The 13,142-nt window shown below is 51.1% G+C and carries 14 protein-coding genes; 2 read left to right on the top strand and 12 right to left on the bottom strand.

What is annotated here, in order from left to right:
- Positions 1-94: 94 nt before the first annotated feature.
- The 3 genes from ACFQI7_RS26840 to ACFQI7_RS26850 all read right to left on the bottom strand — a co-directional run bounded on the left by ACFQI7_RS26840 (position 95) and on the right by ACFQI7_RS26850 (position 2,857).
- Positions 95-1,189: a zinc-binding dehydrogenase gene (locus ACFQI7_RS26840; RefSeq protein ID WP_218100719.1), complete on the bottom strand. Its 1,095-nt coding sequence runs from the start codon at positions 1,187-1,189 to the stop codon at positions 95-97.
- Between the two features lie 80 nt (positions 1,190-1,269).
- The gene (locus tag ACFQI7_RS26845) at positions 1,270-2,031 is read right to left on the bottom strand and encodes a DeoR/GlpR family DNA-binding transcription regulator (RefSeq protein WP_218100718.1); all 762 of its coding nucleotides are present in this window, start codon (positions 2,029-2,031) and stop codon (positions 1,270-1,272) included.
- Positions 2,032-2,155: 124 nt separating this feature from the next.
- A complete protein-coding gene (locus tag ACFQI7_RS26850) occupies positions 2,156-2,857 on the bottom strand; it encodes an MgtC/SapB family protein (RefSeq protein WP_218100818.1) in 702 nt (233 codons plus the stop codon).
- A gap of 886 nt (positions 2,858-3,743) precedes the next feature.
- Here ACFQI7_RS26850 and ACFQI7_RS26855 point away from each other — a divergent pair.
- Both ACFQI7_RS26855 and ACFQI7_RS26860 read left to right on the top strand, forming a co-directional pair.
- The gene (locus tag ACFQI7_RS26855; RefSeq protein ID WP_218100717.1) at positions 3,744-4,730 is read left to right on the top strand and encodes an SPL family radical SAM protein; all 987 of its coding nucleotides are present in this window, start codon (positions 3,744-3,746) and stop codon (positions 4,728-4,730) included.
- A gap of 128 nt (positions 4,731-4,858) precedes the next feature.
- The gene (locus ACFQI7_RS26860) at positions 4,859-5,641 is read left to right on the top strand and encodes an SDR family NAD(P)-dependent oxidoreductase (RefSeq protein WP_218100716.1); all 783 of its coding nucleotides are present in this window, start codon (positions 4,859-4,861) and stop codon (positions 5,639-5,641) included.
- A gap of 161 nt (positions 5,642-5,802) precedes the next feature.
- Here the strand turns inward: ACFQI7_RS26860 and ACFQI7_RS26865 are convergent, their stop codons facing one another.
- The 9 genes from ACFQI7_RS26865 to ACFQI7_RS26905 form a co-directional block, all read right to left on the bottom strand.
- A complete protein-coding gene (locus ACFQI7_RS26865; protein WP_218100715.1) occupies positions 5,803-6,486 on the bottom strand; it encodes a class I SAM-dependent methyltransferase in 684 nt (227 codons plus the stop codon).
- A 49-nt stretch (positions 6,487-6,535) separates the two neighbouring features.
- Positions 6,536-7,357, bottom strand: a complete 822-nt coding sequence (locus tag ACFQI7_RS26870) for an ATP-binding cassette domain-containing protein (protein ID WP_218100714.1) — start codon at positions 7,355-7,357, stop codon at positions 6,536-6,538.
- A 29-nt stretch (positions 7,358-7,386) separates the two neighbouring features.
- Complete coding sequence (locus tag ACFQI7_RS26875) at positions 7,387-8,184, bottom strand: ABC transporter ATP-binding protein (protein WP_218100713.1); 798 nt, start codon at positions 8,182-8,184, stop codon at positions 7,387-7,389.
- Positions 8,185-9,030, bottom strand: coding sequence for a nickel ABC transporter permease subunit NikC (gene nikC, locus ACFQI7_RS26880; RefSeq protein ID WP_218100712.1), 846 nt, complete (start codon positions 9,028-9,030; stop codon positions 8,185-8,187).
- A 1-nt stretch (position 9,031) separates the two neighbouring features.
- Complete coding sequence (gene nikB, locus ACFQI7_RS26885; RefSeq protein ID WP_218100817.1) at positions 9,032-9,970, bottom strand: nickel ABC transporter permease; 939 nt, start codon at positions 9,968-9,970, stop codon at positions 9,032-9,034.
- Positions 9,971-9,986: 16 nt separating this feature from the next.
- Positions 9,987-11,621 (bottom strand): nickel ABC transporter substrate-binding protein, encoded by a 1,635-nt coding sequence (nikA, locus tag ACFQI7_RS26890; RefSeq protein ID WP_230415249.1) that lies wholly within the window; start codon positions 11,619-11,621, stop codon positions 9,987-9,989.
- A 200-nt stretch (positions 11,622-11,821) separates the two neighbouring features.
- Positions 11,822-12,607, bottom strand: a complete 786-nt coding sequence (locus ACFQI7_RS26895) for a class I SAM-dependent methyltransferase (protein WP_218100711.1) — start codon at positions 12,605-12,607, stop codon at positions 11,822-11,824.
- Between the two features lie 12 nt (positions 12,608-12,619).
- Positions 12,620-12,913: a GNAT family N-acetyltransferase gene (locus tag ACFQI7_RS26900; protein ID WP_230415247.1), complete on the bottom strand. Its 294-nt coding sequence runs from the start codon at positions 12,911-12,913 to the stop codon at positions 12,620-12,622.
- On the bottom strand, positions 12,883-13,080 hold the full coding sequence (locus tag ACFQI7_RS26905) for a hypothetical protein (RefSeq protein ID WP_230415245.1): 198 nt from the start codon (positions 13,078-13,080) through the stop codon (positions 12,883-12,885). The genes ACFQI7_RS26900 and ACFQI7_RS26905 overlap by 31 nt, the downstream gene beginning before the upstream one ends.
- Positions 13,081-13,142 lie beyond the last annotated feature (62 nt).

Below are 13,142 nucleotides of genomic sequence, written 5' to 3' on the forward strand. Positions count from 1 at the left end.
CGTTTTCAGAAACCTGATAAATACTAAATTTTCCATATCGCCGATTTACTGCAAGTCATTTGTGTAGTATACTTTCTCACAGACTCCCACTGCGTCACCAGTGAAAGTCGAGATATGTTTTTTTCCAATCCCGGTGAGCCAGAGCAGAATCCATTGCGCCAGCGAGGTCTTCTGCTTTGCTTACCCCTATAAATTCGTCCGGCACCAGTCGTTTTAACGTGTCCTGGCAGTCCGTATTCTCCATTACCCGGAGCACTTCGTGAAAATCTGAAGCGGAGCTCCGACTGCTTCCGTGAATCGTAATTCCTTTTTCCAATACATCGCGTGTGTTGATTGGCACAAGGTCCTCGCTGACTCCCATCGCAATGAGATGTCCGCCGCGCTTGAGAATATCGATTCCTTGGTTAATCGCGCTTTCGCTAAAGCGTCCACCCGTGCACTCCACTACGACATCAACCTGTTCACCGGCTTGAAAATCATAGGTTTGTACCATTTCGGTTGTTGCAAAAGTGAATTCATCCAGTTTCTCTCGGACAGCTCCAAAAACAGTCAACCGGTCGCGGTCGATTCTAAAAGCATGGTGCAGCATCGCGGCGGTCAAATATCCCACAGGTCCATCGCCGAATACAGCAACCCGCGCTTTGTCAAGCAACGGTGCAACGGCTCTGAGCGCCCGGTAAGATACGCTGCACAGTTCCGCCAGTACCGCAATTTCGTTAGAAACCGCTTCCGGAATCGGAATTACGCATGGTTCGGGCAGCACTATACGTCTCTGTGCGATTCCATCCGTACCGCTTCCCAGGAACCCGCCGTGGGAACAATAATTGTCTGCGATCTCGCCACGGCACGCCGGGCAGCATTGCTCCGGTTGCATATCGTTCAAGAGATACCCGGGCAAATAAGGAACGATCACAACTCTTTCCCCTTCGGTTAAATGCACGCCGTTACCACCGACCACGGTTCCGATACCTTCGTGAAGCAGTGCCATTGGCAATTTTTTGGCCAACACTTCCGGCTTTCTAAGCCCTCCGAAATAGCGAAGATCAGCGTGGCAAATGCTTGCCAGTGTCGGTTCAACGACAACAAAACCTTTTCGCACTTCCCGTTCGATATCATAGGATTGAATGACATGCGGCTGAGTCAAGCGCAGTGTGTGTGAATGTACGGTTTCTGTAGTCTTGGCAGCCATTACGGTAACACCTCCATTGCAAAAAGTGACTATATATGAATTTCCGGACCGTGTAACGGCCAGGAAAAATTCACCTGGAGTTATGCGGTAATTACATTGACGCCCAAATCCCGAAACGGCTTAATGTCGTATTCCGGTACCTCTCCGCCCGTAATCAACGTTTGAATGGCACTGTTTGGAGCGACCGTGTATAAAGAGACTTTGCCGATCTTCGTATCGTCCGCAACAATGATCACTTCCTGGGCCGCCGCAATCATCCCTTGCTTGGCTTGAACCAGTTGTGCCTCCGGATGCATCAGCCCATGCTTCGGATGGATGGCCGGAATACCGAGAAACGCTTTCGTCACATGCAGCGAACGCAAGGCATGGTCGGTGAACATACCGTTCAGCATATAGCTTGACGGGTACAGCTCGCCTCCGGTTACCGTAACTTTCACGCCCGGGGCATCCCTCAGCTCCGCCGCTACATTGATATCATTCGTAACAACGGTGACATTGGAGTGATGGACCAGATTTCTGGCGATGTGCAGCGTGGTCGTTCCGGAATCGATAATGATGTGATCGCCGTCTTCCACCAGGCTGGCAGCCATTTTACCAATACGCATCTTCTGCTCGAGCTTGACATTGGTTCTTTCATTAAAGGAAGGTTCATTATGGGTTAAACGCTCCACAATCACCCCGCCGTGCGTACGTTTAAGCAAGCCCTCCTGCTCTACTTCAGACAAGTCCCTGCGGATGGTCGCTTCATGAACACCGAATTCTTGGGCTAGCGCTCCAACCGAAGCGGACTGATACTGCCTAACGTACTCTACGATTCTCAACTTTCTCTCCGCAGCTAGCAAGACACTCACTCCTCCACATCAAAGCGATAGCAACCAAAATGTTTGTGCATTTATGCTCATTGATGCTTGTTTATGCGCTTTTAGATTACCGCGCTATCATGTCAGTGTCAATGGAAAATACATCCTATTGCTTCATCGCATATTGTCCTGTGGAGAGTTCTTGAATCTGCGCGGAGGATTCGATCCAAAGGACATTGGAAAGCGTCGCGACTTTCTCCAAAGCGTCCGCGAGCTTCCGGGGCTGGTGGGAGCGGATCGTGATCTTCAATTCCAACACCGCCGTTTCGGCGCTATATACCCATACCTCGTCCGACGGCTTCATTTGTATATTTTTTATTTGGAAACCGAGTTCCTCTAATGTGCTTGCAATTTGGCCAAGCGTACCGGGCTTATCGGGGATTTTAATCATAAGTTCATGATTGCGTCTTTTGCGCATGATCACTTTTTCCCACTTGTTCAAGGCAAACAAGCTGATCAATACAAGCAGGGTTGTCAACAAAGCGGGATAGAAGAAACCGGCGCCAATGGATAAGCCGATCGCAGCAACCACCCACACCGAGGCTGCCGTCGTCAGCCCCGAAACCGTCGATCCGGTGCGAAGAATCGCCCCTGCTCCAAGAAAACCGATTCCGCTGATGACCTGGGCCGCAAGCCGTGCCGGGTCGACGCGTACATTCGGTTCATGAACGAACGCCTCGAATCCGTATATGGACAGAAGCATAATGGAAGTAGAACCCAAGCATACTAATATATGCGTACGAAAGCCGGCTGCGTGGTTGTGCCACTCACGCTCCAAGCCGATCAATCCTCCCAGCAACGCGGACATAAGCAAACGCAGCGTCAAATCCCAGTCGCCAATGTGCCACACACTCTCAACCAAACTTTCCACTCTCCCTGTGAATCATTCGTTGATTCGTTCAAACATTCTTTGCAATTGCTTGAAAAAGATGGATACCATTACATTTATATTCGTTTTTGCGCGGTTTATTGTTCATTTCAGCATACTAACATATTCATATGAACATTTCAACGCATTGTTGCGGTTTGAATTGTTTTTATCCCCTTTTTAACTCAACAAATCAGCCTCGTTAAACACAGTCCTCCTGCATAAAAATCTAGGAAATTCGCCTCTTCTTCCGTCACAAAGGGTGTAATGGGTCCTATATAATCGTGTTCATTTACGAAATAAAATAAACTTATATGAACATTTAGTACGTATCCTGATGCAAGCCAGGACACGAACCCCAACATGACCTCGCTTGACCGCACCACAAAACTTGTGCGTCTGGCGAACGCCGCTTCTACTATGTGTAACTTTTGAGTCTCGCAAACTATTGCGGTAACTAGACGCGCATGCAAAAAAAACAGGCGCTGCCGGCTGCCTGCTTCATAATATAGTTCATCGGTCGCACTATTTTTGGAGTTAAGCAAACCGCCCCAATTGTTTTGGCTTTTGTTGAGCACATTGGTTTTTCGCCTGTTCCTGCTGCCTTAAATTAACGCAGCGCGCCGCTCGCTCTGTTATGAAGCCATTGCGTCAATCGTAAATTGCCTACAAGCAATAAAAATAGTACCGGATACGAATCCTTTGCGCGCCTTCATAACCGTACGGCGTAAGAGATAGAATCGCGTTGAAACAATTACCATTTGTAAGAACAAATGTTCCGCCTTATAATAGAACATATATTCGCATACCGGGAGGGTTCGATGTTATGAATAAAACGCAATTCGAACCGATTCAAGCCAAACATATGCTCAATTCCGTCAAAGCGCCGTCCATGCCTTTCGATTGGTCCATTAATCCGTATCGCGGCTGCCAGCACGGATGCAGCTTTTGTTATGCCCGTTCTACGCATGCCTTTTTGGGTCAAAACACGGACGATACGTTCCAGCATCATATTTTCTATAAAGCAAACGCCAAGCTAGCGCTGGAAAAACAAATCATCAAGATGCTGCGCTCGAAGGACGGCAGACGCAAGCTCGGCCGGGTCGCGATCGGCACGGCAACGGACCCGTATCAGCCTGTGGAGAAGCGTGCGAACCTTACGCGCCAATGTCTCGAAGTGCTGGCAAGCTATGGAATCCCGGTCAGCATTACGACGCGGTCTCCGCTCATCTTGAAGGACGTCGATCTCCTTCAAGCCATGAAGGGAAGCTCCGTCAATATAAGCATCAATACGTTGAACGCCAAAATATTGCGGGATTTCGAGCCGATGACGCCGTCTCCCCATTCCCGGTTCGATACGATTGCTCGACTGACCGACCGGGGAATCGAAACCGGGGTATTCATGGCGCCCATATTGCCTTATATCACCGACAACGAACAAGATTTGGAGGCTGTCATTGACAAGGCTTCCCGCTCCGGAGCGAATTTTGTGATGGGCTCCGTTTTGCGACTGAGCACCTCGGAAGTAAAGAGCTGGTTTTTCGCGACGCTGCAGCAGCATTATCCTCATCTGGCCAAGCGGTATGCCGCGATATATCAAGGTTCGGGTTATGCTTCGTCCCTATATCGAGACACGATTCGCGCCAAATTAAACGTGCTGCTGGAACGATACAAGCTAGCTTCCTATGAACCGTACAAACGGGTAACGCCTATCTCGTCTACCTCTTCATGCGAGGAAATGCCGGTGCAATTATCTTTTTCATTTGAGGGCGATCTGTCCGCACCGAACACGATGGATTCCCCAACCCCATAGCATTTGACGGATCGTTCCTTGCGCTGTTATCATGAAGTCGAACATCATGGCATTCCATCTTCCGAAGGCTTTCTTTTAGAACAGCCTTTTTTTGTTTTCATGCGAATCGGACAAAGGAGGAATTTACGGTGGAGCTTGGATTAACGGGAAAAGTGGCTTTGATTACGGGAGGCAGCAAAGGCATTGGGCTGGGAACCGCCTTGACGCTGGCGAAAGAAGGGGCGTCCATAGCAATCTGCGCGCGAAGTGAGGAGCATTTGCAGAAGGCGGCTTCTATCATTATGGAGCAGACCGGTGCCCGGGTACTCCCTCTGCAGGCGGATGTGACGTCTCCGGACGATTGCGAGCGGATTGCAGCTTCAACCGCAGCGCATTTCGGCAGGCTGGATATTGTAATCAACAATGCAGGAACCTCCGCAGCCGGACCGTTCCAGAACGTCACCGATAACATGTGGTCGGACGATCTGGATTTGAAGCTGCACGGAGCGATTCGCGTTTCCCGCGCCGCGCTGCCCTACCTTCGTCAAGCCGGCGGAGGAGCCATCGTCAATATCGTGACCTCCGCGGCAAAGACGCCCCCGGCTTCTTCGCTGCCGACCAGCGTGAGCCGGGCCGCCGGATTGGCGCTGACGAAAGCGATGAGCCGGGATCTCGCTGCCGATCAAATACGCGTCAACGCCGTATGCATCGGTACGATTCGAAGCGATCAAATCGAGCGAAAATGGAAGCAGGACGCGCCGGAGCTATCCTGGCAACAATACGCGAGCCTTCCGCGTCATCAAATCCCGCTCGGGCGCATCGGGGACACGGAAGAGGCGGCCAACGTCATTGCGTTTCTCGCTTCGCCGGCCGCTTCCTATGTAACGGGAACGGCGGTCAACGTCGACGGCGGCAAAGGCGCCGCCCTGTGACGAGGCGAACTCCTGTTATGAACGGAACGGCCATGTGCAGTTGGTGCCGTCTCCGTTCATTCACGGTATCACCCGGTACCGGGCAATACGGATACGGCTCGGCTGTCTGCGAACTTAATTTCCCGCCTTGTATGTCGGGCCTATAAACATGCAACCGTTGCCTACGGCCGCGTGAATCGGAAAATGTACGAGCTTTCATATGCCGACATCAATTCATCGCTAAGCGTTCGAAAATATTTTTCCTGTGCAGAGATGGCAATGAAATCCGTTGGGATTCTGCGCTTGATTTCCACTTGGAACCCCTCGTTCATAAAAGCCGAAGCAATATCGTCAAGGGAATGAATATTGGCCTTCAAGTGGCTGTACTTCTCGATCTCTTCCTTAAAATAGTCTTTGCTGGGGTTGGACGATAAATCGTTGTAGGTTGCGTAGTATACGCCGCCGGGCTTTAACGCTCGGCTCAATTTCCATGCGTGCGTCTTCAAATCGTCGATCAAATAAATGACGGATAAACAAAAGGCCAAGTCGAACTTCTTTTCGAGCTGCTCCGGCGATCCGGAGACAACGTAGTCGATCGGCAGATTGCCTTTTCGTTCATTGGCGATGGCGACCGATTCCCATCCCAAATCAATGCCGACCGCTTCCTTGAACGGCTTGGCTTGATGAAGCAGCCGCAAGAACCCGCCTCGATTGCAGCCGAAGTCCAGAACAGAACAATTCGATAAATCCTCTTCTTTCATGGTTGAAATGAGCTGCTGCCAGCCTTTCAAATGCCCCTCTTCCATGACGGATTCGCCTTCCGCATTATTCCACCATACGTCATAACTTTGCTCATTCGTGATCATAGTTTCCACTCCTTATCATCGTTTTTACACATTAAAATCAAATGATCGACTAACCTGCAGAAGAAGAAACGAGCTTGGACGCATGTCGATCTCTAGGGTGACTGGGCAGAATGGAAGCCACGAGCTGTCTCGATGCCGGATGCTTCATGGAGGAAAGCGGCTCCTTCACGCTCAGCGTTTCGACAATTCGCCCATTGGACATCACGGCCAATGGATCGGATATCGACCGAACCGCCATGATATCGTGCGAGATAAACAAGTAGGATAGCTTGAATTGCTGTTTCAACTCCATCAGCAGCTGCAAGATTTGATGCTGAATCAGCACATCAAGGCTGCTGACGGCCTCATCCAGCACGACCAGCCTAGGCCTCAGCGCGATCGCCCGGGCGATACTGATTCTTTGCAGCTGTCCGCCGCTAAATTGATGAGGAAATTGGGTCATATCCTCAGGCTTTAAGCCAACCGCGACCAGCAGCTCCTGGATCGTTCTCTTTTCTTCACTCGCGCTGAGCTTCTCAAAATTGGCAAGCGGCTCCCGGATCGATTCGTAAACAGGCCATCGGGGATTCAGCGAGCTGTAGCAATCTTGAAAGACGGTTTGAATGTGCCGGCGCATCCGCAGGCGTTCCTTTTTATTCAATGTCAGCAAATTTTTGCCTTCAAACCATATTTCTCCGCCATCGGGCTGCTCCAGGCCGAGAATCATCTTGCCGAGCGTGCTTTTGCCGGAGCCGCTTTCTCCGACCAGCCCCAGACACATGCCTTGTTCCAACGTCAGGCAAATATCGTCGGCGACTTTCATGGTTTGCTTACGAAAGAAGGTAGATCCGCCGATCGTATAGCTTTTATTGATATTGATTAATTCAAGCATACGAACCTCCTCCTTTTGGAAGCCGGACTTTATACGAGCTGAATACCGGGTCTGGCTTGCAGCAGCATCCGGGTATACGGATGCTGCGGACGGTCAAACAGCTCGGCGACCGGCGCTTTTTCGACAATGCTTCCTTGATTCATGACCATCACCTCGTCCGCCATATAAGCGATAACGCCAAGATCATGCGAGACGAGCAGCATCGCGGTTTCCTGCTCTTCACATAGGCGGTGCATTTGCTCCAGCAATTGGACTTGATGCGTCGTATCCAAAGCGGTGGTAGGCTCGTCCGCGATCAATACGGCCGGCTGCAGCGACATCGCGATGGCGATCATCACTCGCTGCAGCATCCCCCCGCTCAATTGAAACGGATACTGCCCCATCAATTGGTCCGGGTGAGGGAGCCCTGTTCTCGCGAGATACGTCGCGGCCAGCTCTCGGGCTTCCTTCCGTGAAAACGGCCGATGGGTACGAAGCGTCTCGATAACATGATGGCCGATCGTAATCGTAGGGTTAAAAGCGCTCATCGGATTTTGCATAATGACCGCGATCTCCTTGCCTCGAACGCTTCTCATTCGACTCGCTTGCAATTTAAGCAGATTTTGCGATTCAAGGTGAATCGCCCCATGTTCAATGAAGGCCGACTCCTGAAGCAGACCCATGATCGCCAGACAGGTCATCGTTTTGCCGCTGCCGCTCGCTCCGACAAGACCGAGGATTTCCCCTTTTTTCAAATCAAAACTGACGTCGTTCACGATCTTCTTCTTCCCTTGAGGGGTAGAGACACTAATATGTAAATGATCTACACGCAGTATGTGCTTGTCCATTTACTTGACCTCCATCCTCTCCTGACGCGGATCGAACGCATCCCTCAAAGCGTCTCCGATAAAATTAAAGGCCATGACCACGAGAAGAATGCATACACCGGGATACAGCATCAGCATCGGATTACTTTTGAGAAATTGCTTACTGTCAGTCAGCATTGCGCCCCATTCGGGCATCGGAGGCTGAATACCCAGTCCCAGGAAGGAGAGTCCGGAGATGCTCAGAATCATGCTCCCGAGATTTAAAGTGGCCAACACCAGTGTAGGAGGCAATATGTTCGGAACAATATGCATCAAAATGATCTTGTAGCTCGGCGTCCCGGCAATTTTGGCGGCCAGAATGAAATTTTTCTGCTTTGCCGTAATGACCATGCCGCGGATCCAGCGCGCGTACCAAACCCAGTACGACATCACCATGGCAAATACGACATTCGCGAGGCCTGGCCCGAGAATTCCGAGCATCGCAAGCGAAAGAATGAGGCTCGGGAACGCCATTAACAAATCGCAAAAACGCATAAACACGCGGTCGATGATCCCGCCGCTGTAACCGGATATCGTTCCGACCACGACGCTGACGAAAATAATTAATACCATCACGATAAATGCGATGCCGAGCGAAATTTTGGTCCCATAGATGAGCCGTGACAAAATATCTCTGCCCAGATGGTCGGTCCCCAGCCAAAAGGTCGAAGACGGCCCTTCCAGCTTATGCTCCAGCGCAATGTAATTCGGATCATGCGGCGTGAGCCACGGAGCAAATACGGCAAGAACCAGCATTACGGCAAGCATCATGCAGCTGAGCAATGTCAGCTTATTGCGGATCAGCTTTTTCCACACGGCGGAATTCATGCTAATCCGCTCCTTTCCGGCGCACCCGGGGGTCGATGATCATATGAAAAATATCGATCAGCAGGTTGCAAACGATAATGATCGTCGTGACCAGCAGCACGTAACATAAAATAACCGGATAATCCCTGCCGAACAGAGCATTGACGAAATGACGGCCGATGCCCGGCCAGGCAAACACGTTTTCCACGATGATCGAACCGCTTAATTTGTGGCCGATGTGCATCCCCATCGTCGTAATGAGCGGGGTGATCGCATTTTTTAATACGTGCTTGCCGATGACGAGGCTCTCGCGGATGCCTCTCGCCCTTGCATAGAGCACATACGGCTGGTGCAGCTCGTCCAGCGTACTGCCTCGAAGCATTCGCGTATACACCGCAACCGATGCTAGAGCAAGGGTAAGGGACGGCAGCACCAGATGCAGCAAACCGCCTCTCCCCGATACGGGAAAATACCCTAATTTTAATGAAAAAAAGTAGATCAATAGGAAACCGAGACAAAAGCTCGGCGTCGCCGCTCCGATAAACGAGAGGGTCCGACTGAAGTGATCGAACAACCGGTCTTTGTATAGCGCCGACAAGATGCCGATCGGCAAGCTGATGACAAAGGCGAGCGCAATCGATGAAAAAGTCAACTGCAGCGTCGCCGGAAGATAGGTCATCATTTCATCCCATACCGGTTTTTTGCTGATATACGAGGTGCCGAAATCGAGCCGCAGCGCGCCGCCCAGCCAGTTCAAGTATTGAACGTACAGCGGACGATCGAGCCCAAGCTCGGTGCGGACGAGCGCAACCGCTTCGTCCGATATCGGAATTTTGGACAACCGCAGGTACGCTTCGGCCGGATCGACGGGAAGCAGACGAACGCACAGGAACGTAATAACGGAAACACCGAACAAAATCGGTAGGACGCTAATTACTCGCTTTGTGATGAGCCAGGTCATCATCCCCTTTAAACTCCTATTCCTTATCCATTTTCTCGAAGGGAATCTCGCTATTCATTTGTCCGAACTTTACGCCTTTAATGTTCTTATGGTAAACGGTCAGGTTTGTACCGTATGAAATCGGCAGGTACACCGCCTGGTCATGCAGTGTAGTAAGAATATAGTTATACAGCTCTTGCCGCCTCTTTTCGTCCGTGCTGAGCAGTGCGGCCTCGATTTTTTGGTCGAGCTCCTTTTTCATCGGCAAGCCGGCTTGCGCCTGATAGTCGGCGTGCGACGGAACGCGCATCGACGAAACCATGGCATGCGGGTCGTACGGGATGCCGAACGTATCGCTGAAGATCATATGGAAGTTGCCGTTGGTTTGACGCTGTCCGAACAGCTGGCTTTCTTCGCCGATCAGCTTCACGTTGATGCCGATTTTCCTCAAATCGCCTTGAAGCACTTCCGCGATCGCCTTATGTACATTGTTCACGCTGTCGAAGCTGAGCTCCAGTTCCAGCGGGATGCCGTCTTTTTCCCTGAACTCTTTCTTTGCGGGCCGCACCCAGCCGGCATCGTTCAACAGCTTCTCCGCTTTTCTCACATCGTACGCGTAAGGCGTCAGCTTGACGCTGGAATAAGGAAAGTTCGGCGGAAACAGCGTATCGGCCAGCTTGTCCGTGCCGTAGAACACATTGTTGATGACCGCTTTTTTATTAAATGCATGCTCGATCGCCTTTCTGACGTTAATATCTTTGAGCGGTCCTTTATTCGTATTCAGCGCGATCGATTTGGTAAAGAGCGGCTCGGAGATGGCCGTTTCGTACTTGCCCGATTCCTTCAAATATTTAAACGAATCCAGGCTGATGCTTCCGTCGCCGTATATCACATCGATATCTTTTTTCTCGAACGCCAGCACTCGAGACTCGCCGTCCGGAATGACGGCTACGCGGATTTTATCCGCTTTCGGATTTTCGCCCCAGTAGTTTGGATTTCTGCTAAATTCCGCGTATTCATTAATCTTGTAATCCGACAGCACCCAAGGCCCGGTGCCGATCGGCGCTTTAATGCCTTCAGACGTATTGCCGCTCACCGGGAAGCCCGCTTCGCCCAAGAAGCGGATCGGCCGGATTAAGGCTAACTCCTGCAGCATCGGATAATAAGGGTTGGCCAATGTAATTTTTACGGTATACTCGTCCACTTTTACCGCATCTTTGAGCTGATTCACCAGCTCAAGCCAGCTGTGACGCTGTTTGTTCAGCAGAACGGCTTTCACGTTTTTGACGACGTTATCCGCGTTAAAGGGGGTTCCGTCGGAAAACTTGACGTCTTTGCGCAGAAAGAACGTGTACACTTTGCCGTCGCCGGACACTTCCCACTTTTCCGCCAGATGCGGAACAACTTTGCCGTCTACATATTTCACGAGCGATTCGTACACCATATTCTGCGCGAACATTTGGTTCGGCGCATACATATGCGGGTTCAGCGGACCGATATCGCCCGCCGCAGAGAATCGGATCGTCTTCGCCCCCGCTTCGGTTGATTTGCCGTTGTCCGTGGCTGCGTCCGAAGAAGGCTTCTCCGTGCAGGCGGAAAGCAGGAGCGTCACGCTGAGCATGACCGTAAGCATATTGGAACATTGGAACAAACGCTTGGATGAAGCAAACATAATCGAAAGATCACCTCGACAAATGGAATACAAGAAAGCGATACATGGTATTGGCATAATTTACAAAAATCGTGTTATGATTTTAATAAAATGTAGCACACATTGCTTGGAAAATAAATAAAAAAATTCAGAATTGTAAAGATAAGCGAAAAACGCCCGACCATCTCATGGCCGAGCATTCTTGTTTTGTGTATGCTTCTCTATTCAGGCTTGCTGCCGGCTACAATAAATCTCCGGTGGCTGTCGATAAAACTCCAACGATAAGCTAGCGGGAACGATTCCGCGTCGGCCGCCAGCAAATGCTGCACATCATATTCCTTGATCTCTTCCAGTCCCGCCGCTTCCATCAAAGCAATGACCTTGCCCGGGTCCACCCCGCTAAAAGGAAGCAGGTGCGCCATGTCGTCGTACCCCCGCCCTTTTCCTTTCCACGGGATCTTCCCTTTGGTGAAAAACGTCAGCGTATGGCCCATCGCTATGCGCAGCTTCTGTTTTCGGGACAAATGACGGCTCGTCCAATCTCCGTCCATAATGAGCAGCCGTCCGCCCGGCTTCAGCACGCGCATCCATTCCCGGATGGCTCTTCCCGGATGGGGCAGCGTCCAGAGCAAATGCCGGTTAGCCACAATATCGAAAGAACAATCCGCAAACGGAAGCGCTTCGGCATCGCCCTGAAGGAACGTACAGTTTAATTGCCGCTGCGCCGCCTTCTCGGAAGCGATCTCCAGCATGCTCAGCGACAGGTCGAGACCCGTGACTTGATGGCCCATTCGCGCAAATTGCAGCGCAAGAAACCCGGGACCCGTACCGACGTCGAGAATATCGAGCGTCCTTTCCCCTTGTGATGAAATCAAACCGTGCAATGTTTGTTGCCACAGGCGCTGCTGCTTCTCCGATTGCAAGTACATATCGCTTCGCCCCGTGTACTCCTGAGACCGCCAGTTCCAATCCTCTGTAATTCTTTCTTTCAGGTTATGGCTAGACACCGATTCCCACCCTCATTCCGCCAAATACTTGTCCATATGCACCGTTTCGTAACGGTCAAACGGCTCCAGCCGGAACGTAAATCCTTGCTTTTCCCAGAACCCGACGGCTCCAGGCAAAAAACGGTGTGTATGCAAATACATGATCTCATACCCTTTGTCCCGGGCGATCGGAAGCAGCCTGTGGACCAAGGCGGTGCCCAATCCAAGACGCCGCAGCTCCGGCTTTACGTAGCATTTCACCAATTCCGCGGTCGTCCTTGCCGCATAGGTTCCTTTTATTTCAGCGATCCGGTCATCGTAGGGCAAAAAAGCCGCCGTAGCCGCAATGGCTCCTTCCTTATCGAATGCTGCGAGTAAGGCTGCCGTAGCATCGGAAATACTTCCCTTACAATGTCCATCACGAAATCGATGGCTGCGGGCAGCTCGTCCAGCTCAATCTCTCTAATCACGTAGTCGCTCAAAGGCACGCTCACTCCTGCTCCCCCCACTTTCTATCGCCTTGGTTGAAGGCTGCGAGTGTTACATTCCTATTAAA

This window comes from Paenibacillus allorhizosphaerae (assembly GCF_042659105.1).
Lineage (GTDB): Bacteria > Bacillota > Bacilli > Paenibacillales > NBRC-103111 > Paenibacillus_G > Paenibacillus_G allorhizosphaerae.